Here is a 19,465-nt window from a genome sequence, read left to right as displayed (position 1 = left end):
GCCGTCTCGATGAGGTGAAGAATCTGGGGCTATGCCTCACAGCGTTCCAAACTACCCGGTCTCCGAGAAGAAGTACATCAAGCGCATTTTGCGTCACTCGCCGAGGTCTTTGCTGGAGCTGATCGCGGCCACCAGTGCGGCGATGCCATTTCCGCGCGATCTGGGGCGTCAGAACCTGGGTATGTACGGGCCGTGGGCGCTTGCCGATGCGGCCTGGATATCGCTCGCCGTAGGCGGGTCGGAGGACCGCAGAGGCGGTGGCGCGCGAGGCCGTCGCAGCCGCCCACAGCGGTCGACGCACCGCCGGCGCCAGGCCCGGGACGCGTCGGCGAGACCGCAGGACCTCGACACGATCCTTGGGTACTACCTTGCTCTGGACGATCCGATCAGCACCAAGTCGGCCGTGGACCACCTCACCAACTACTTGCTGCGCGTGGCCGGCCAGCAATTCACGTGGCAGGTCGACGAATACTCCGAGCTCGCTCGTACCATCGCTCTTCTGGAGCAGACCACCACTGACCGGCACCTTCAAGTCCTGCACCCCGGATCCGGTTGGGACACGGGCCTGCTTGGCTGCACGGTGCCGGACTACGTCAGTCTGGCACGCCTCGTTTGGGGAGCGGCGCGAATGTCGGCGCCGCAGCGACGTGGGCGGTTCGTGCCTGGGGACCTCGAGTCGGCGGACTTCGCGGAGTTCGGTGCCCTCCACTCGGTCGAGGTGATGACCGATGTCCTGGAGCGGCATTTCGTAACCACCGCACCGCGCCTCTGCGGCACGTTCCCTCACGACGCGGACCCACTGGTGCGTCGCTACGGGTTCAATCCGGTGCGGGCGACGCCACTAGTGGAAGGCTTCGGCGAGGGATACCTAGTGCCGGTACCGGCTGCAGTGCTGGGGAAGGCCAGTCTGCTGGGCCTGTACTACACGGGCGTCAAGGCCCTCGGCAACAAGTTCGCCGACGACCTGGGCGAACTGTTCGAGCAGTACGTTGGCCGGCAGTTGAGACTGCTGCCGGACGCTGAGGTACACCCGGAGGTCGTCTACGCGCTGCCGAGAAACCAAGAGGGCAAGAGCGTCGACTGGATGGTGGTGTTCCCCGACTTGGTGCTGTTGGTCGAGGTCAAGTCGACCAGGCCCAACGCCGAACTACTGCTCGGGCCGGATGGCTTCGCTGACCTCGACATTCTCAAGAAGAGGGTCGGCAAGGGCTTCCAACAGATCGAGACATCCGCAGAGCGGATTGCCGAGGGACATGTGGCCTTTGCGCACATCCCGAGGGACCGCCCTGTACTCGGCATGATCGTCACGATGGAGCCGTTCCATCTGATCAACACCCCGGAGCTCCGGGCCGCGATCGAGCCGACTCGAACCCCGGTGACGGTCAGCTCGATCCACGAGGTGGAGCAAGCCGTCACGATCACCGACGTGAGCCTGGCGGGTCTACTGCTGGCCAGCACCCGTGGCGATGGACTGACTCTGCAGGAGTTGTTCAAGGGACACCAGTTCACTAAGCAACAACGCCGTCCTAGAGCGGGCTTGGGAGTCAATTCCCATGCCGCGGGATGGGCGGGGGTAGGGAGCATCGACGCCTCCCTACCGGACCGGTGCCTCAAAGGGCAGAGGGTTTAGCGGGCCTTGGCCAGGTCGGTCTGCGCGTGGATCGTGACTTCCGCCCGGCTGCCGGAGACGACTAGGAGCACGGCCCCGTCGCGAATCACGGTCTGCTGGACGACGGTGCGCCGTCCGCCAGCGGTGACGGTGAGGACCTGCCCCCACTGCTCGTCGCCGAGACGGGGCACCGGCACCGTCTGGGTGCGAATCTCCGCCACGGCGGTGGCGGTGACCAGCTGGTACGACGTGCAGGCGCCCATGGCGGTCATGATCCGCCCGACCCCTGCGGACAAGTCCTGGGGCGGTGCGGAGTACAGCTCCTCGGTCAGCTCGGTGCGGCCGGGGCCGGTGAAGACCCGCTTCCCCTGGTTCGGGAACATCGCGTACGGGTTGTCCACGGCGCTGCCCAGCTGCTCCAGCTGCGGGCAGCCCTCGACGGACGCCTCGGGCGAACCCGTGGTTGCGGCGGGGCGGGCGGTGTAGCCGGGGCCGAGATCGTCGGCGGTGAGCAACCGGTCCGCGAGCCGCTCCGACGGCAGCACTCCGTGGTCGCCGGCGGTAGCTATGGGCGTCTCTGCCTGCTTCCCGGCGGGCGCGCTGTGGGAGGGCGGGGCGGAGCAGCCGGTCAGGGCCCAGAGGGCGAGACAGGTGCTGGTGAGGATGGCGGAATGGCGCAGGCGCATGCGGGTTCCCTGGGTCGGATGCGAGTGGGCTGACCGTGGCCGCCTCCTCGGAGCGGCGGGGCAGGAATACAGGGGGTCCAGGGGGCGCGGTGCCGGATCAGTGGTCGAGGGAGCGCAGGCCCTCCTCGAGCGTGCCGAACTTGCCGTTGCTCGGGCCGCTGTTGCGGTTGTACCAGGCCAAGTCCAGGCGGGGCTCCAGGGTCTCGTGCCCGTCGCGGCAGCGCAGCCAGATCCGGCCCTGGGTGCACAGGATGACCCAGTCCCGGTACGCCTGGCACTGCGGGCAGGCGCGGACCTCACCCTCGACGACCAGGGGGCGCCGCCACGGCATGAACCGGCCGGCCAGCTCGTCGTCGGTGTCCATCCGGAAGTCCGGCGGCAGAAAGTCGTCCACTACCGGAGCGGGTTCGGGCGCCGACTGGGCCGGCTCGGGCCACTGCGGCTCCGGGTACGCCAGCCACGGAACACCCGCCGGCCCCATCCTTTCAGGCTCCTGCTTCGCCTTCCTGCGACCGAACACTTGGGCTCCCCTCCCCGAGTTGGCTCCCCGCACACGGCGGCGGGTCATGAAGCGTGCCCCACCGCTCCTATCTGCGGCAACTCACGAATTCCTGAAGCCCGGTCACCTCCTGCGGCGCTGCGGGCCCTTCGCGGCCGGGTTCCAGGCCCTCCGCCCGGCGGGGTCCCACGGGGCGGAGACGCCGTCGGGCAGGGGGGCCGCCTGGCCGTCGGCCGGCAGGTCCGCGGCGCGGCGCAGCCGCCACACCAGCACGTCCGAAACCGACTCGGCGCTCGCCAGCTCCCGGCGGGCAGCCGCGTCGGCCAGCAGGGCGGTGGCGTCGTACCCGGCCGCCTCGGCATCGGCCAGGGTCGCAGCCAGCGCCGCCCACCCGGCTTCCGCCAGGGCCTGCTCCGCCAACGTCGACGGAAGTGCTTCCCGGACCCGCAGAACCTGGCGGCGCAGCACCGGAAGAGCCAGCGACCGGCCCCGCACGGCCAGCACACCCATCGGCTGCTCGGCGGCAGCCCGGTAAGCCGTGCGCAGGTGCTCGGCGGCCAGCTGGGCGGCGGCGGCCTGCTGGGCGTGTGCCTTCTTCCCGTGCCAGTGCGCGGCCACGGTCACCAGGAAGAACACGGCGTCGATCACCATCGCGGTCGTCGCTCCGTCCTGCCCCCGTCCGAGCGCAGGACCGCTGTAGACGAGGTCACGGGCAGCCTGACGAAGAGCCCGGTCGTGCCCGCGCTCCGCACGCACGTGGGAGCGGGAGGCCCGCTCGAACACGAAGGCTGCTTCTCGCAGTTCGCGCCGGGTGTGGGCGGCGGACGTCTTCGCGAGCGCGTCCAGGACCTCACCGGCAGCCGCGATGTACGCCGCGGCCACCCCGTCGTCCGCCCCGTCCATGACCAGCACCGCCTGCCACAGCGCAGTACTCGCCCGGCGCCGCGCCGATGCCGGCCCCGACGGCACCGTCTGCTCAGCGACCCGGCTGGTTCGGCGGCCGGACCAGCGCTCCCGGATCCGCGGCAGGGACAGGTCCGGGCCCAACTTCGAGCCCGGGTAGAAGACCGGTTCCCCATGGGCGTTGACGTCTCCGGGCAACGCGACCGTGTACCCGAGGAGGTCGCCGGATGGTGCGACGCGGGTGCGCACCAGAACGCCGGCGGCTCGCAGGCGGTCGAAGAACTCCCTCTCGCTCTCGGCTCCGGCCACGGCCCGCCGGACGGCCTCACGGAGTTCCTCGCGGGCGGTGCGCTCACGGCCCTGGCGGGCGGCCTTGTGGCGTTCGGCGCTGGTGGGCCGCTTGGAGGCGGTCCCGTCACCGGGGTTGAGGCGGCGAAGCCCTAGCTCCTGCTCCAGGCGGCGGGCTTCGGCCTGGACGCGGACGGCGTCGAAGTCCAGGTCCGGCCGGTAGCCGTCTTCACGGACCAGGGTGGCCAGGATGTGGATGTGGTCGTCAGCGTGCCGGACGGCGACCCAGCGGCAGCCGGAGCCTTGGTCGGGGTCGTCGATGCCGGCGGCGGCGACCATGCGGCGGGCGACGTCGCCCCATTCCTCGTCGGACAGGGTCCGGTCGGTGGGGCCGTTGCGCACTGACAGGTGCCACACGTGCTTCGCTGGCCGTTCGTCTTCGGCGAGCAGGGTCAGGGGCTGATCGAGGAGCTGCTGGAGCTGCTTGTACGTGACCTCGGCATCGCGGCCGGGGTCGGGGGCGCCATGGTCCCAGGAAGCCACCAGGTGCGGGTCGACGTGCTCCTCGGCCTTGCCCGGCCCGTACAAGTAGTAGAGGAGGCCGATGGTGCGCTGCCCGCGCTTGTGGATCTTCGGGACCATGGTGGTGTTGAGTCCTAGGTGTGTTCGAGGAGCTGGTCGGTGGCGCCCTGGACACGAGCGGAGGCGCCGCGGACCGCGTCGAGTACGGCGTCGAGCTGGGCGTCGGGCGGCTGGGCACCGGAGTTGATCGCGCGGGTCAGCTGGTTCAGGTTGTTGCCGATCTGTCCGAGGTGCCGGCGGGCAGCGAACAGCTCGGCGACCATCTCGCGGCGCCCTGCGATGGCCGCGGCGCTGGTCTGCGGATCGCGGGCGGCGGTGAGGGCGGCGCGGGCGAAGAAGCCGGCGAGGGTGACGCCGGCTGTCTTGGCAGCGGTCGCGACGAGCACGAGCTCGTCGTCGCTCATACGGACGCTGCACACGTTGGGGCGCTGACGGCGCTTGTACGAACGGCGTCGCGTACGGGCTGCTGCGGGCGCGGCAGATGCGGTTTCGTGCGTGGGCTGTTGGTCCCCTCCTGGCTGCGATCCGCCCTCGGTCGCAGCCTCCTCGTCAGGCGTCCCCCGGCGCCGGACGAGGCCCTGCCCCCCAGGGGCAGGGAACCCTTTGGACACTCCGCCGATGGTGGAGTGTCCAAAGGGATAACTTGCTCCTCCTGGGAGCGAGTTGGTGTCAGGCGAACGGTGGTCACGTTCGGGGGACTCGGCCGGTCTGACGGGCTGGTCCTGACCCGCTTCGCGCGGGTTCTCAGCTGAGGTCATCGGCGTTTCGGCTCCTTCCGGGAGACGAGGTGCGGGAACGGGGCGGCGGCCCGGGTGCTGGTCCGGGCCGCCGCACGGGCAGGGGTGCGGCTCACCCGCACAGGGGGCAGCGCGTGTAATGGCGGGAGAGGGCCTTGGCCATGTTCTGCTTCACCGTCAAGGCGTGACGCGTGCTCGACTTCGAGGCGGTGCTGCCCGCGTGACGGGTGGCGTGGTTGCGCAAGAACGTGATGTCGCGTTCGTAGCCAGCCTTCAGGTCGGTGAATCGATCGCACGTCTTCATCGGCGGGTGGCTCCTTCGGAGGATGTGGTGGAGTGGGTGGCGGCTCGAAGCGCGGTCAGGACGGGTCCGATGTGTTCGTTGCCGAGGGGGATTCCGCGGGCGCGCATGATGCTCCGCAGCTGCGTTCTGGTGATCTGCTCGTTCCCCTCGGCCGCCAGGACTGCGGGGACGTCCGGGAGGACCAGCTCGACGACCTGGGCCTCGGACAGGCGACGTGGTCCGGTCCGGCGGTCCGACCGTCCGGCATGCACCTTCGCCCGGACGGTCCGGGGGCGAGCCGGGCCGGTCCGAGTTTGACGCGGTCCGGGTGTCGGTCCGGGTCGGGGCGGTCCGGTGGGGGTGTCGGTCCGATCGGGGTTGGGTCCGGTCCGGGGTTCCGTACGGTCCTGTGGTCCGGCGGTCCGGCTTGGGGCCGGGTCCGGTCCGGGGCGAGGCGGTCCGGTGGAGGTGTCGGTCCGGTCCGGGTTGGGTCCGGCCCGGGGTTCCGTACGGTCCTGTGGTCCGGCGGTCCCGCTCAGCCCCGGTCCGGTCCGGGTATCGGTTCGGCCGTTCCGGACGGGCCTGGCGACCCGCTGCTGGATCTGCCTCATCAGGACTCCGAAGGCCAGCATCGCGCCGGTCGGTGGGACCGCCGCGACCACGTAGTCGAGGAGCGGAACAGGCCCGGCGGTGGTGCCGTTCACGCCGGCCACGTTGAGGGCGATCGACCCGAGTGACCCGACAGCCGTCAGCCCGATCGCCCACCAGTCCGTGACCCTGCGAAGTCCGGCCCGCAGCATGAGCAGTTCGCCTGCGACGATGAACATGTCCAGCGTGGCGGGCCAGGCCCACTGCCGGATGGGCGAGCGGTCCAAGCCGTGTCGCCCTGCGACTTCGGCGAGGTGGGCGTAGGAGAGCCAGAATCCGGCGCCCGTCAGGACGATGATCACTGTCCCGGCAGCGATCAGGGCGTATCGGTCGGCGGTCTCCTCGGTCAAGGTCTGCCTTTCTCCGGGCTCGATGGGGGATGTGGTGTGCGTCCGCTGGTGGGGCGGGCGGGAGGTGGCGCCGGGCAGTTCAGGCCGCCTTCTTCAGGGCGTTGATCAGTTCGTGCGTCTGGGCCTGGCGGGGCACCTGGCAGAACGTTTCCTCGGGGGCGGTCTCGCTGCTGACTTCCCCGCCCTGGTCCGGGGTGCCGGCTTCGTCGCTGTCCGGGGCCGGGACCTTCCAGTACCGGTCGCGGTCGGCCACCGCGTGGCGGGCCGCGCGGAGGAGGTCACGGGCGTGGTCAAGGTCGATGCGGAGGGCATAAGCCAGGCGTGGGGCGCTCCAGCCGCGGATGTAGGCGGCGCGGGTGACGGCGTCGCGCTCGGACGCGGTGAGGTGGACGTCCCGGCCCATGAGCACGGCGCGAACTCGGGCGTAGTCGAGGCGCTTGGCGACCTTGGCGTGCCACGGCTTGCGCTCCGCCTCGGTCAGGCCGCCCCACATGCCCCAACGGACGTCGTTGTCCAGGGCGTGCGTGAAGCAGTCCTGGCGTACGGGGCAGGTGCCGCAGAGCGTCTTGGCCTCGGCGATGGCGGCGTGGGCGCGCGGTGCGGAGAAGAACAGGCGGTCGGCCTCGTCGGGGGCCAGGTCGTGGCACCTCCCGCGGGCGTGCCACGAGATGTCGGCGATGCCGCGCAGTCCGGGGATGGGCTGGGTGTTGGTGGTGATGTGGCGCATGGGGCGGGTCTCCAGGCATGCCGGACGGCGGCGAGCGGGTGCGGCGCGCGGCGGCGGGTGCCGGCGGACCGGCTCGCGGGCCGGGCGATGGAAGGTGGTGGGCGCGGTGGGTCAGGCGGCGCGGAAGCGACGGTCGGGGCCATCGAGGTGGACCGGGGTGCACATCCCGGACAGGCGGCTCAGCACGCGGTCGCCGACCTTGTCCCGCAGCACCGGCTGGCCGGAAGCCATCCCCGGCATGCGGACCGGCGGCAGGTTCGAGGTGACGATCGTCGGCAGCTGGTTCTGTGCCCGCCAGTTGAGCAGGCGGAAGGTGATCTCCTCGTTCCACTCGGACGCCTTCGCGGCACCGAGGTCGTCCAGGAGGAGTAGCGGTACCCGCACGATCCGACGCAGGAGGTACTCGGGATCGCTGCCGCCCCGGGCCCGCATCTCGCCGTACAGGTCGGCGGCGGTCGTGGCGTACCAGCGCACCCCGCACCCGGCGGCGGTCAGGGCGCGGATCGCGGCGTACGCCTGGTGCGTCTTGCCGGCGCCGGTCGAGCCCCACAGCAGCAGGCTGCGGCCGTGGGTGATCTCCCGCTGCCCGGGCGTCCCCCAGTGCGGGATCAGCGGGCTCGCCGCGTGGCCGACGGCGCTGTCGGCGATGGTTCGGACCCACTCGGCCACGGCGGGATGTTCGACCTGGGCCTCGCGGTAGTCGCGCGGGATTCGCAGTTGAGCGGCCTCAATAGCGGGGATCGCTTCCGGGGTGTCCGCGACGGGGGCGGTGGCGTCGATGCCGCGCTCGGCGAGCTTGCGCCGCATCCAGGCCATCGAAGCGTTGTCCGCGGTGGTCTCAGGGTCGGCGAGGCGGGTGCGGTTCACAGGGCGACTCCGAAGGTGCCAGTCGGCTCAGTGGGGTTCAGGTACGGCGTGTAGGTGGGGGAGGCGCTGGCCCAGAGCCCCGCGCCGGAGGCGGAGGACGGGCTTGAGCTCGACGACGGCGCTGGCCCGGCGTTGAGGAGCTCGTTGACCAGGCTCGGCAGGACGCTGGGGTTCAGCCCCTTGGCACGCAGCCGCTCCAGCGCCGGCCTCAGGACTTCGGGGCCGTAGCCCTCGTCCAGCAGCGAGCGGAGCTCCTTGCCCAGGTGCCCGAGCACCTTCTTCGGCGGACGTCCTCCGGGGCAGCCGCGCAGGTACTCGGCCATCAGGACCTTCGCCGACCACTCGCTCGCGTCGGCCGCCTCCAGCACCGTCGCCGGGGAGGAGCCGAGCGTGGGTGCCTCGCGCCCCCTACGGGAAGATCCAGGATCCAAGATCCTAGATCCAGACCGTGAACCCTCAGTGAATGTGGCGCCCGTCATGCCGCCTGCTTGGGATGCATCGCCCTGACCTGCGGATTCCCTTGCAGGGCTTGCCGGGGGCGGGCACGGGGGCGATGTGGCCTCGATCTCACCATCCTGGGCGAGAGTGGCGCGCGTCACGGTGAGGTTGGATGCGGGCGAGTTGGACGGAACGGTTCGCGTGAGCGCTCCGTGATCGGTCATGGAGTCGCCTCCGCCGATGGTGTCGGCGGGCGCCTCGTGGGCTTCGGGGAGCCCCTGCCGGGGGCTGTCACCCGCCCGCATTTGGGTGCGGCACTGAGGGAGATCGCACTCGCCGCACGCCTTCGCCGCCTCGTGGGTCGGGCAGCGCGGCAATCGTGAGTCCGAGGCGCGGTTGATCTTCTGGTGCCGGTCCCAGGTCACTATGTGCAGCCAGGACTTGCCGTCACAGCCGGTGTACCGGCACACCAGGCCGACCTCGGCCAGCTGCTCCAGATCGCCGGCCACGTGGGCGGGGGTGTGCTCCGGGCGCAGCGCCCACAGCCGCCCGGCGATGACGGCCGGGTGGTCGCGGAATCGTCCCGAGTCGTCCGCCTGGGTCAGCAGCCCAAAGAAGGTGACCATCGCGGTGACATCGACGGCGGCGAGGTCCTCGGATTCGAACGCCTCGGGCTTGATGGTGCGAATGCGCGCCATCAGCGCTCACCCCCGTACCAGCGGCCCGAAATGGGCGGGTGGGCGGTGTTCGCGGCGCGTTCCGCGGCGACGGTCCGGAAGCCCGGCCTTTCGCGCAGGGGCGTGCCCATGCAAAACTCTCCCTGAGTGATGCCGCAGCCGGTGTGCCCCGTTGGAAGGGCCGGTGCGGTGATGACGGGTCTCTCCGGCCGTTGCCTCGGCTGGAGATACGACTCTTCGCGTCCGGCGCCCGGGAGTTGCCTTCTCCCGGGCGCCGAGTGCTTTTACGGACTAGCCGCTTGGTGCGTCCTGCATGCGTTTCCTGTCGCCGGTCACCGGGTTGCCTCCCGGTTGGGGACGACGAACATACGCAGACGTCCACGCAAGATCCAGACCTGGCTCTACAGACCGTGAAAAGTTGCCCATGCCAAGCATTTTGCTGCTGTGTCGGCGTGTGCGGACGTGGGCTGATGTTCGATGCCGTCGTCCGCGTGCACTCCGGGCATGCCAAGAAAGATCTTCAAAAGAGCCCCCACGTTCATGAACCGGCAGGCTGTCGCGCTGTACCGGCTGGTCAGGTTTGGATTTAAGCCCGCAGGCAAAGGCTTCGTCAACGGCATCCCAACGAGAATCCACGCGCGTAGATTGATGCGTGGGATGTGTAGGGGCTGCATGGAGATGCTTGCCAACCATCCCTTTTGTAAAGGGGGGTTGGGCGGCGGCTGCTTATCTGCTGGCGTGATCGTCGGCGGCGTGAATGATCATTCGCCCCCTTGCAAGAAAAATCGGCAAGGATTTGCCGCTTTTTCGATCATGGAAAACCGCCGGTGAGAGAATGTCCAGATTCGTCACGGAAGGCGGCTGGACGCCGGTGGGCATGGTTGCACGTTTAACCAACCGCCCTGTGGTCGACGCCACAAATTACAGAAAGGGTTCAAGGTCGTCGTATCGTCTTTGTGGGAGACATCCGGCCGGGGGGCCTGCATTCGTGCTGCCCCTCTTTTTTCATGCCTTCAACCGGATGCCGCCCTGCAGACTGCGGAGACAAAGGAAGAGCCTCATGGTTGCTCAGGGGATAGTCCCCTTCGGTGATGACCGCGCCGAGAACAAGGGCGCAAACGGCGGGGAAATCGCCGGTCAGTTCATGGGGTTCGGTGGCTGGCTGAAGAGATGGCGCCAGGCGGCAGGGATCACCCAGTCCCCGGTGGCCAAGGCCCTCGGTATGGGGGTCCGGACGTACCGCAACGTGGAGAAGGGCGCCGTCCCGCCCCGGTTCACGAAGCCCCAGTGCGAAGCGCTTGCGGACCTGCTCGGACTCGACAAGAGCGAGCGCCACGCCCTGCTGCTGTACAACATCGGCACCACGCTCGACGGCGACCCGCAGATCGACGCCAGTCCGGAGCTGCGCCGGGCACTTCGCCTTCTGATCGACAGGCAGATGCCCTCGCCTACGTACCTCACCGACCGCAACTGGAACGTCCTCGCGTACAACGCGGCGATGGCCGAGTGGTGGCCCTGGGTCATGGAGCCGCACGCCAACCTCATGCGCTGGGCCTTGACGAACCCCGAGGCGCGCACCCAGTACCACGACTGGGAAATGCACGCTGCGGCCTACGTCCGCCTGCTGAAGTTCGCCCAGGCCACCCATAAGGACAACACCGAGCTCGTAGACCTGATCGCCGAGGTTCGCCAGAACTCGGAGGTCGAGCGGATCTGGCGCACCGAGGCCGATCTGGAAGCCGACCGGGACGGCCACGTCTTTCGGATGATCATCCCCGCCCTGGGCTGGGAGACCGTCGAAGTCGTCTCCCACGTCCTGTACCCGGCCTCTATGCCCCACTGCCGCTTCGTAGTGATCACCTGGGTCGAGACCGAGTCCTCCGACGACGAGACCGACGCCCTGGGAGGCAAGCGCAACGCCTGGGCCCATGCCGAGCCCGGCCTGTCCGCTCCTCAGCACTCTGCCCAGGCCGAAGCCGATGCCGCCCGCCGCCGTGCGGCTCGTGCGCTCACCGCCCGCCTGGTCGTCGACAGCGCGAACGAAGCCGCAGCGCTTGCCGGCCCCCACGGCATCCCGCTCCCCGCACTCAGTGCGCTGGCCGGTCCGGAGTGCCAGCTCACCCTGTCGCCCGAGAACCACTTCGTGGTGTGGGCCATCCGGGAAGCGCCTGGAGAGTGGGGCATCACGCAGTTGGGAGCCGGAGCCGTCATCGACCGCATCCACCAGCCGATCGTCGACCCCCAGGCCCGAGCGGAGCTGAAGCTGCTCCTGCGCGCTTCGCTGCCGAACTCCGTCCAAGCGGCGTTCAGCCGACTCCGTGAGCAGCTGCCCCAGGCGGACCTCCGGGCCGCCCTCCTTCGCGAGATCTTCAACGACCTCCAACAGGGCGAGGACCTGCCCCGCTAACTGGTGTGGCTAGCTCGTTGACCATAGCTAGCCACTTACTGTCACGACTGGTGCTGTCTCCGTCTGGGGGCTGGGAGGTCGGGGCGTTGTCGTCCGGACGACACGGAACGTCCGGACGGCCGATGCCCGCAGCTCCTGGGCCATCGGCAACGGGGGATGCGCCAGCCCCTCCTTGGATCGGCCGGGCGCCTTGATGGCGCGGCAGGTCCCACAACTCTCAGGAGCCGCTGTGTCTCGACACATCTACCACTGCCCCGTTCGCTGGTCGGACCTCGACGCGAACGGACATCTCAACAGCTCGCGTTACGGCGTCCTCTTGGAAGAGACCCGCATGCGCATGTTCAGCATGCTGGTCCCCAAGGACCCCGCCGAGCGCCTGGCCCGCAACTTTCTCCTGCGCGAGCAGACCATCCGCTACAAGCACCCGCTCGAGACCTGGGAGACCCCGGTCCGCATCGAAGCCTGGGTGACCGACGTCAAGCGGGTCTCCCTCACCTTCCACTTCGAGGTGAAAGACGACGAGCGCGTCTACGCCACCGCGACCTCCGTCGTGGCTGGCTACGACTCCATCCGGAGTGGCATCCGCCGTTTCGAGCAGGACGAGCTCGACGTGTTCAACAGCTACGCCGACAGCACGCAGGACGCGGGCAACTGATCCACTTCGGGCCAGCCCGGGGCAGCGCTGACCCCAAACGGTCCAGGGGGAGTGGTGGTGGCGCTGGCCTGGAGGCGGTGGCTACCGAAACTGGTCGATTCCACCGACCGGCGTACAGGCCATGAGCGGGTGCGCGGCGGCGCCGACGATCATCTTGAGGGCCAGGTCGATGTCGGAGCCGGTGGTTGTGCGGCCGAGGCCGAGGCGGAGGGTCCGGCGGGCCGCGGCCCGGGACAGGCCGATCGCGGTGAGGACGTGGGAAGGTTCGGCGGAGCCGGTGTTACAGGCGGAGCCCGTGGAGGCGGCGAGGGTCGGCATGTGGTCCAGGAGGTCGGCGGCCTCCACGGCCGGGAGGGTGATGCTCAGGTTGCCCGGCAGTCGGCGGCGAGGGTGGCCGTTGACGGTGGCGCCCGGGATCGCGTCGCAGAGCTGCTGTGCGAGGCGGTCGCGCAGCGCCCGGATCTCTCCATTGGGGGTGACGGTGTCGGTCGTGATCAGTGCTGCGGCGGCGCCGAAGCCGACGATGGCGGGAACGTTGAGGGTGCCGGCGCGTAGCCCCCGCTCCTGCCCTCCGCCGGTTTGGAGGGCGGTAAGGCGGGTGCGGCCTCGGACGAACAGTGCTCCGATGCCCTTCGGCCCGTAGAGCTTGTGGGCAGATAGCGAGACGAAGTCGGCGTCGAGCCCGGAGGTGTCGATGAGGCCGTAGCCGGCGCTTTGCGCGGCGTCGGTGTGCATCAGGATCCGGCGGTGGTGGACGACCTCGGCGATGGCTTCGATCCGCTGGATGGTGCCGATCTCGTTGTTGGCGTGCATGACCGACACCAGGACGGTGTCCGGCTTGAGTGCGGCGATGACGTCGTCGGGCCGGACGCTGCCGTGGCTGTCCACGTCGACGCGGGTGCAGGTGTAGCCGTGGTGGTCGACGAGGTATTGGCAGGCGGCGAGGACTGCCTTGTGCTCGATGGTGGTGGTGACGACGTGTCCGCCGTGGGGCCGGGCGGCCAGGGCGCCGCCGACGATCGCGAGGTGGTTGGCCTCGGTGGCGCCGGAGGTGAACACGATCTCGACGGGGTTCTTCGCACCGATGAGGTGGGCGACGTGCCGGCGGGCGGTGCTGACCGCCCGGGACGCGGCCTGACCGTAGGCGTGGGCGCTGCCGGGGTTGCCGAACTGGTCGGTGAGGAAGGGCATCATCGCGTCGAGCACGCGGGGGTCGAGCGGGGTGGTGGCCTGGTGGTCGAGGTAGATCGGCCGGTCGGTCATGCGGCCGCTCCCTTTGCTCGGCGGGTGGGGGCCGCGGCCGCGGCGTACTTGCGCTCGCCGTCGACGAGGTCCCAGTAGACGGTGCGCGCGTCGGCGAAGACGCTGAAGGCGGTGCCCAGACAGCGCCAGTTGCGGTTGGGCTGGGCGCGAGTCAGGACGAAGGAGTCCTCGAACAGCCTGCCCGCGCGGCGCATCATGGCCGGCTGGGGGCTCTGGGGGCCGAAGAGGTGGAGGAAGCCGTGGCCGCGGAGCCAGGCTTCGGCGTTCTCGGTGCTGGGCGTTCCGGAGAGCTGGCCGCCGTCGCCGAGGGTCTGGGAGGCGAGGCGCTCCAGGCGGCGTCGTCGGCGGGCGTCTTCGCCGCCTGGGCACCGGTCGCCGGTGATGGTCCACTCGTTCCAGCGGGGGGTGCAGTAGGTGTCCCAGTCGACGTCGTTGAGCTGGGCGGTGACCTGAGGGGGGAGCTCGCCGCGGGTGAGGTCGGCGACGTCGTAGCCGGGGCCGAGTCCTTCGAGGGTGAAGGTGCCCGGCCGGCCCGGGCCCGGGCGGTCCATGCGGACCATCACGGTGAGCTTGTTGGTGAAGCGGTTGGTGGGGCCGGCGAGGATGACCGCGCGCCCGGCGTCCAGGAGCGGTGCGGCGCGCTGGGCGATGTCCGGGACGGGGAAGGTGTTGCCGCCGCGGTAGTACTGCTTGCGTTCGACGCCGCCGTCGGAGCGGATCATCAAGCGGTCGGTGTTGAGGGCGGCCGCGAGGACGCGGGCAGCGGTACGGATCTCGGTGGGGGTCTGGCCGGGGCGTAAGAGAGTTGCGTTGAGCGTGGGCAGGCCGACGCTGTGCAGGACGGCCATGGTGGCCCACTTCGGCCACCGGCGGTCGCGCGCGGCGCGGTCGAGTTCCTGGTGGCCGAGGCTATGGAGCGGGCGGGGCAGGGCGGTGGTCACAGGGTGTCCCCCTCTGCGTCGTCAGGCGCCGGTGGCGAGGGCCGCGGTCAGGGTGCCGAACGTGAGCTGCCGGTGGTCGCTGAAGGGGTGGTCGCGCCAGTCGTACTGCTCGGGGATGCCGAGCTGGTCGGCGACCACGCGGCGGACGAACTGGCGCTGGAAGCGGCCGTCGGCCGGCCAGTAGTGGTGTTCGCCCGGGCGGGGCGAGAGGTAGAGGTAGGAGCTCTCCGCGGCGGCCGGGAGGTCGGCGAGGGAGTCCAGCCGCCGGCCCGGGCCACCGACTTCCTCGTACGCGGTGAGGATGGCGTCGGCGTCCTTGACGGGGATGATGTGGAGGTGGACGTGGCTGCAGCACGACGCGCCGCGCTCGCAGTCACGCGGGCCGTGCTCGGCGACGATGGCCGGCCCGAAGTGGCTCTGGACCAGGGCGCGCATCGTCTCCAGGCCGGCCTCGACCTTGTGGAGGTCGGTGGCGGGGAAGTCGGCGGCCGCGTCGAGGTGCTCCAGCGGCATGAAGAGGGTGTAGCCCGGGGTGAGGCAGCCGATGGTGGGCAGCAGCACCCAGCCGTCGGCCTCGGTGACGATGCGGGTCTTGGGCGCTCGGTCGTTGAACTCGGTGCAGAACTGGCAGTCATCCATGGATCTCACCTCTCGGACGGGCCGGCGAAGAACTCGTCGGCGTAGCGGCTTTTCAGGTGGGTGGGGTCGCCGTAGAACGGGTGTGCGGAGGGGACGGAGCCGCCGCCACGGGGGAGGAGGAGAAGGCGGGCGACCGGCATGTCTGCGTGCAGGCGGAGGGTGGCCGGGCCGTGGTTGACGAGCTCCAGGGCCAGGTGGCCGGACCAGCCGGGCAGGACGTACGGGCTGGTGATGTGGACGGCCAGGCCGACGCGGGCCAGGTGGCTGAGGCCTCCGATCACCCCGTACACGTCGGGGCCGAGGGTGAGCGGCTGCGCGACCGGGACGATGACCATCTGCTGGGGACGGAGGTTGTAGGTGGTCCAGTTGTCGATCTGCACGCCGTAGAGGGCGTCGATGCTGGCCTGGTCGGCCAGGTCGACGATGCCGTAGCGGGGTTCGTGCAGGGGCTGGATCACGTTGCCCAGCGTCAGCAGCAGTCCGTCGCCTCGGAGTTCCCCGGGCCAGGTCACCCCTCCCGTATCGGCGAGGTGCTTGATCGACTCGGCTGAGAGCATGAGGCACCCCTGGGCGTGAGGCAATGGAGTGGAAGGCCGCCATCGGATCGAAGGCGCCTGAGAAAATGTTCCCTTGGTTAGCTCGCCATGTCTCCATGTCCGACCGAACATTTAGAGGTTTTCTCGGCGTGAAATGCGGTGAAGTCCACTACTGATGTCCGCTCGGACAGTGCAAGCTATGGATGCCCGGCGGCGCCGCCGTCGCGCAGGGGAGGGAAGCATGAGTTCGTTACCGTCCGGACCGCTGACCGTGCCCGGACCCGAGGGGTTCAGAGGCGATCTGCTGGGCTGCTCACCGCACTTGCTGGATCTGACCTGGGACCAGATGCGCACGCTGGTCGTCGTCCACGAGGAGGGCACGGCGCTGGCCGCGGCCCGGATCCTCGGGCGGGAGCAGTCCAGCGTCCAGAAGCAGCTGGACATCCTCAACCGCAACTTCCAGGCGCTCACGGGCGAGTTGCTCGTGATCAAGCAGGGCCGGGGCCGCGAGCTGCTGTTCACCCCGACCGGGCTCGAGGTCGTCGACCGCATCCGGGCGACATTCTCCGACTGGCTCCAGGGCATCGCGGCGTCCCGCCGGCGGCTCGGCAGCCAGCTGACCGTGGGCACGACGGAGTTCACCCTGGGGTTCCTCGGGCGGGTGTGGGAGCGGATCGAGCCGGAGTTCATGGAGCGCGAGGTGGAGCTCAAGGTGGTCCACGTGCGCACCCGCGACTTCCGGCAGCGGCTGGACTCCAACCAGGTGGACCTGCTCTGCGGCGGGATGGCGGCGCCGGCCGACGGCGGGCTCGTCGCCCCGGAGTACGACTTCCTGGAGTGGCACCGCGAGGGCCTGGCACTGCTGACCAACCTGCCCGTGCGCGAACTGCCGGCCCGGAAGGTCGGCGTGGAACGGCTGCGCAACCTGCCGCTGGTCATCCCCTCCCGTGGGGTGATCGCGGACTTCGTCGAGCACTGGTACGGCCCGGACTTTCGCGCGCACCTGCAGATCGTCGCCGAGATCGACGACATCTACTACGGACTGGCACTGTTGCGGTCCGGCATGACCTACGGCTGCATGCTCTGCGCCCGGTCTATAGGCGAAGCCGCCGTCCAAGGCCGGCTGCCCGGCGGCGAGGGCTTCCGCCTGGTCGAATTCGCCGACGACTTCGACCCCGTGCTGGAGCTGGTGAGCGGGGTGTTCGCGCGCAAGGGTGAGCGGGACTCCTACGACGCCTCCCACCCGCTGAACATCCTGTGGGAGGCCTTCCGCGAAGAGGCCACCTCCGGCCGGCCGCTGCCCCTGTGACCCGAAGGAGCCCTTCATGCTGCTCGCCTCGATCAACCTGAACAAGCGCCTGGGCGCGGACGGGGCCCGGGCCCGCCTAGCGGCCTGGCTGCGGTCCCACGATGTTGCGGTCGTCGTTGCTCAGGAGCCGTACAAGCCGGCCGACCGGCGGCCGCCGGTTCTGCCGGGCTACGTCTTCGCCGGCGGCGACGGCCACCTCGCCGCCTGGGTGCGCGAGGATGTCCGCGTGCCGGTCGCTTCGGCGCCGACGGATTGGGCCCAGCGCCTGGAGCTGGGCTGGCTCACCGTCGTGCAGGTCCATCTCGACGCGTACACGAGCGCTGCGCGCGTGTCTCAGCTGGTCGACCTCGCGTCGATGGCCGCGGGCGAGAAGGGGCGGCCGTTGCTGATCTGCGGGGACTTCAACCTGGCGCCCCGACAGGAGGACGGCGTCTACGGCGACGAAGTCAGCGGTTTCACGGCCGATGCTGAGCGCAAGGCCCTGGAGCAACTACTCGACTCCGCTGGCCTGGTGGACACCACCAAGGGCGAGGGCGACCCAACGTTCACCTTCGAGAGGACGTTCTCCGGTCGGCTCAGCCGATTCCGGTGCGATCTGGCCCTACTCAGCGACCACCTGGCGCCCGAGACCCGCATCACCACGGTCGGCACGGTGCGGACTGGAGAGCAGGCGTTCACGGATCACTCCGCCCTGCTGCTCGACCTCCCGGTTACGCCCGACGTGGCGGACCCACCGGAGGACGTCCTGTTCTCGATCGGTGAGCTGACCGGTGCCGATCCGGCTCCCGGCATGCACCGGGCTTACCAGCCGCACAAGACGGCGATGAGCCGCCAGGGCCCGTCCCCCGCTGCCCGGGCCGTGACGGCCACCCTGACCGGCCCGCTCGGCGTGTCGACGCTGCTGGACCACGGGTGCGGACGGGGAGCGGACGTGGCGCACTACCGGTCCGCCGGGCTGGAAGCGGACGGCTACGACCCTCATGCGGACTTCGGGTGGCCGAGGCCCGAGCGCGGCGGGTACGACCTGGTGACCCAGGCGTTCGTCCTGAACGTGTTGCCCAACCCCTGGGAACGCGTTCGTGCCCTCCAGGACGCCGCATCGTTCGTACGGCCTGGAGGGCACGTGCTGGTGGTGACTCGCTCACCCGAGGAGATCACGAAGGCGGCGGCCGCCGGGGGCTGGGCCCGACACCATGACGGCTTCTGGTCCAGCGAGGGCAAGGGGACCTTCCAGCGCGGCATCAGCTCCGAGGAGGCGGTGCTGCTTGGCCGGCACGCAGGGCTTTCGCCCGCAGGGAACTCGGCGCCGAGGCTCTCGCTGTCCGGGGTGAGCCATGTGCTGCTCAGCACGGTGGCGGGCTAGATGCCGGTCTGGGCCGGCGGCCGCTCGATCAATGGTTGCCGGTCCAGACAATGCGGTCGGCGAAGCCTCCGCGCTGATCGGCCTTGTCCTGGCGGATCTTCTCCAGCTGCTGGTGGTCGATGCCGTAGTCGGCTGCAAGGGCGTAGACGACCTCAAGGACGTCGGCGAGTTCGTCCGGCGCAGTGGTCGCGTCCGCCTCCTGGACCTCGAGGACCTCCTCGGTCAGCTTCGCGTGGAGGCGGGCGCGGTATTCCGCCGGCTCCGCCACGTAGACCTGGGGCTCGAGTCCGTCCTCGCGGATGATCTCCGGAATTCGGTCCCGGACCAGCTTGCCTTCGAGCAGCACGTTCTCTCCCGCACCAGTTCGCCTGTGGCAGGCAGCGAGCCCACCGTCGTGTTGTTGGAGCCTAGAGACGGCGCCACGTGCGCCGCCGTGAAAACCACAAATCCCACCCGATGCATTCACCCGGGCGCTCACTCGTCAGCAGCAGAGGTCACCTGCCGCAGCATGCCTTCGGCCCACAGCTCCGTTCCCGTGGCGACCATCAGGTCGAAGTGGTCGATGTGCTCCGGTGCGCGCTGAAGACAGGTGAGCACTCCGCTCGGATCCTGGCGCCGTCGTACGGCCGCCCAGCCACACGTCCTTTCGAGGTACCACGCGACATTCATGTCGCGGACCGAGCACCTGAGCCACGCGGGCGGCTGGTCCTGGCGGGCGGCGTAGTCGCCGGCCCACAGTGTGATCAGCCGCCCAAGGCGCCGGTGTTCCGGGTGCGTGTGGACCAGGCGGAGCCCCCAGCTCGGCTCGGTGCGCTCGTCATCGGTCCAGGCACCGCCAGGGTCGCCGTGGTGCAGAGCGAGGGAGGCAACGAGCTGCTCGTCCTCCCACATTCCGACGAGCTGGGTAGCCGGGTCGGGGGCGGACAGGAGGCGGAGAAGGACGCTGCCGTCGTCCCAGGTGGGCCTGCCTTCTCTCTCGTCGTGGTCCTGGCGGTCACGGATGAGGCGGGAGACGGGCTCCCGGTCCTCGTTGGCCAACTGCTGCATCAGGTACATGG

At 69.9% G+C, this 19,465-nt stretch carries 21 protein-coding genes; 6 read left to right on the top strand and 15 right to left on the bottom strand.

Annotation, left to right across the window (positions count from 1 at the left end; all coding sequences use genetic code 11):
• Positions 1-31 precede the first annotated feature (31 nt).
• Positions 32-1,630, top strand: coding sequence for a hypothetical protein (locus ACFCZ1_RS14455; RefSeq protein ID WP_376678688.1), 1,599 nt, complete (start codon positions 32-34; stop codon positions 1,628-1,630).
• Here the strand turns inward: ACFCZ1_RS14455 and ACFCZ1_RS14450 are convergent.
• The 9 genes from ACFCZ1_RS14450 to ACFCZ1_RS14410 all read right to left on the bottom strand — a co-directional run bounded on the left by ACFCZ1_RS14450 (position 1,627) and on the right by ACFCZ1_RS14410 (position 9,315).
• Positions 1,627-2,295 (bottom strand): hypothetical protein, encoded by a 669-nt coding sequence (locus tag ACFCZ1_RS14450; protein ID WP_327738933.1) that lies wholly within the window; start codon positions 2,293-2,295, stop codon positions 1,627-1,629. The two genes, ACFCZ1_RS14455 and ACFCZ1_RS14450, sit on opposite strands and share 4 nt — an antisense overlap.
• A 97-nt stretch (positions 2,296-2,392) precedes the next feature.
• Positions 2,393-2,776: a hypothetical protein gene (locus ACFCZ1_RS14445; RefSeq protein ID WP_376678687.1), complete on the bottom strand. Its 384-nt coding sequence runs from the start codon at positions 2,774-2,776 to the stop codon at positions 2,393-2,395.
• Between the two features lie 141 nt (positions 2,777-2,917).
• Positions 2,918-4,627, bottom strand: a complete 1,710-nt coding sequence (locus ACFCZ1_RS14440; protein WP_327738935.1) for a relaxase/mobilization nuclease domain-containing protein — start codon at positions 4,625-4,627, stop codon at positions 2,918-2,920.
• A gap of 14 nt (positions 4,628-4,641) precedes the next feature.
• Positions 4,642-5,325 carry a plasmid mobilization relaxosome protein MobC gene (gene mobC, locus ACFCZ1_RS14435; protein ID WP_376678686.1) on the bottom strand — a complete coding sequence of 228 codons (684 nt, stop codon included), beginning with the start codon at positions 5,323-5,325 and terminating at the stop codon, positions 4,642-4,644.
• A 91-nt stretch (positions 5,326-5,416) separates the two neighbouring features.
• Positions 5,417-5,608 (bottom strand): hypothetical protein, encoded by a 192-nt coding sequence (locus tag ACFCZ1_RS14430; RefSeq protein WP_327738937.1) that lies wholly within the window; start codon positions 5,606-5,608, stop codon positions 5,417-5,419.
• Positions 5,605-6,585, bottom strand: a complete 981-nt coding sequence (locus ACFCZ1_RS14425) for a DUF2637 domain-containing protein (protein WP_376678685.1) — start codon at positions 6,583-6,585, stop codon at positions 5,605-5,607. The genes ACFCZ1_RS14430 and ACFCZ1_RS14425 overlap by 4 nt, the downstream gene beginning before the upstream one ends.
• Positions 6,586-6,664: 79 nt before the next feature.
• On the bottom strand, positions 6,665-7,312 hold the full coding sequence (locus tag ACFCZ1_RS14420) for a WhiB family transcriptional regulator (protein ID WP_327738938.1): 648 nt from the start codon (positions 7,310-7,312) through the stop codon (positions 6,665-6,667).
• A 111-nt stretch (positions 7,313-7,423) separates the two neighbouring features.
• Positions 7,424-8,179: an ATP-binding protein gene (locus ACFCZ1_RS14415; RefSeq protein WP_327738939.1), complete on the bottom strand. Its 756-nt coding sequence runs from the start codon at positions 8,177-8,179 to the stop codon at positions 7,424-7,426.
• The gene (locus ACFCZ1_RS14410; RefSeq protein ID WP_327738940.1) at positions 8,176-9,315 is read right to left on the bottom strand and encodes a hypothetical protein; all 1,140 of its coding nucleotides are present in this window, start codon (positions 9,313-9,315) and stop codon (positions 8,176-8,178) included. Before ACFCZ1_RS14410 ends, ACFCZ1_RS14415 begins: the two co-directional genes overlap by 4 nt.
• Before the next feature lie 483 nt (positions 9,316-9,798).
• Here ACFCZ1_RS14410 and ACFCZ1_RS14405 point away from each other — a divergent pair, with 483 nt between their 5' ends.
• The 3 genes from ACFCZ1_RS14405 to ACFCZ1_RS14395 all read left to right on the top strand — a co-directional run bounded on the left by ACFCZ1_RS14405 (position 9,799) and on the right by ACFCZ1_RS14395 (position 12,356).
• Positions 9,799-10,125: a hypothetical protein gene (locus tag ACFCZ1_RS14405; protein ID WP_327738941.1), complete on the top strand. Its 327-nt coding sequence runs from the start codon at positions 9,799-9,801 to the stop codon at positions 10,123-10,125.
• Between the two features lie 229 nt (positions 10,126-10,354).
• On the top strand, positions 10,355-11,701 hold the full coding sequence (locus ACFCZ1_RS14400) for a helix-turn-helix transcriptional regulator (RefSeq protein ID WP_376678684.1): 1,347 nt from the start codon (positions 10,355-10,357) through the stop codon (positions 11,699-11,701).
• Positions 11,702-11,930: 229 nt separating this feature from the next.
• Positions 11,931-12,356: a thioesterase family protein gene (locus ACFCZ1_RS14395; protein ID WP_063755594.1), complete on the top strand. Its 426-nt coding sequence runs from the start codon at positions 11,931-11,933 to the stop codon at positions 12,354-12,356.
• Positions 12,357-12,437: 81 nt separating this feature from the next.
• Here ACFCZ1_RS14395 and ACFCZ1_RS14390 read toward each other — a convergent pair whose 3' ends face one another.
• From ACFCZ1_RS14390 to ACFCZ1_RS14375, 4 genes are read right to left on the bottom strand one after another with little or no spacing between them, the layout of a single operon-like run.
• Positions 12,438-13,619, bottom strand: a complete 1,182-nt coding sequence (locus ACFCZ1_RS14390) for a cysteine desulfurase family protein (RefSeq protein ID WP_314245748.1) — start codon at positions 13,617-13,619, stop codon at positions 12,438-12,440.
• Positions 13,616-14,560, bottom strand: coding sequence for a hypothetical protein (locus ACFCZ1_RS14385; RefSeq protein ID WP_327738944.1), 945 nt, complete (start codon positions 14,558-14,560; stop codon positions 13,616-13,618). The genes ACFCZ1_RS14390 and ACFCZ1_RS14385 overlap by 4 nt, the downstream gene beginning before the upstream one ends.
• Positions 14,561-14,581: 21 nt before the next feature.
• Complete coding sequence (locus ACFCZ1_RS14380) at positions 14,582-15,199, bottom strand: hypothetical protein (RefSeq protein ID WP_327738945.1); 618 nt, start codon at positions 15,197-15,199, stop codon at positions 14,582-14,584.
• A 5-nt stretch (positions 15,200-15,204) separates the two neighbouring features.
• A complete protein-coding gene (locus ACFCZ1_RS14375; protein WP_314245754.1) occupies positions 15,205-15,756 on the bottom strand; it encodes a hypothetical protein in 552 nt (183 codons plus the stop codon).
• Between the two features lie 220 nt (positions 15,757-15,976).
• Here ACFCZ1_RS14375 and ACFCZ1_RS14370 point away from each other — a divergent pair, with 220 nt between their 5' ends.
• Both ACFCZ1_RS14370 and ACFCZ1_RS14365 read left to right on the top strand, forming a co-directional pair.
• Positions 15,977-17,044 carry a LysR family transcriptional regulator gene (locus ACFCZ1_RS14370; protein WP_314245756.1) on the top strand — a complete coding sequence of 356 codons (1,068 nt, stop codon included), beginning with the start codon at positions 15,977-15,979 and terminating at the stop codon, positions 17,042-17,044.
• Positions 17,045-17,060: 16 nt separating this feature from the next.
• Positions 17,061-18,407, top strand: a complete 1,347-nt coding sequence (locus tag ACFCZ1_RS14365) for a methyltransferase domain-containing protein (protein ID WP_314245758.1) — start codon at positions 17,061-17,063, stop codon at positions 18,405-18,407.
• A gap of 28 nt (positions 18,408-18,435) precedes the next feature.
• Here ACFCZ1_RS14365 and ACFCZ1_RS14360 read toward each other — a convergent pair whose 3' ends face one another.
• Together ACFCZ1_RS14360 and ACFCZ1_RS14355 are read right to left on the bottom strand one after the other, a co-directional pair.
• Entirely contained in the window at positions 18,436-18,753 is a 318-nt protein-coding gene (locus ACFCZ1_RS14360) for a nucleoside triphosphate pyrophosphohydrolase (protein WP_223836048.1), read from the bottom strand.
• A gap of 128 nt (positions 18,754-18,881) precedes the next feature.
• Positions 18,882-19,463, bottom strand: a complete 582-nt coding sequence (locus ACFCZ1_RS14355; protein ID WP_314245761.1) for a hypothetical protein — start codon at positions 19,461-19,463, stop codon at positions 18,882-18,884.
• Between the last annotated feature and the right edge of the window lie 2 nt (positions 19,464-19,465).

This window comes from Streptomyces sp. NPDC056224, from assembly GCF_042267665.1.
Lineage (GTDB): Bacteria > Actinomycetota > Actinomycetes > Streptomycetales > Streptomycetaceae > Streptomyces.
The sequence above is the reverse complement of the archived record's forward strand: the minus strand, read 5'-3'. Positions and strand labels throughout refer to the sequence as shown.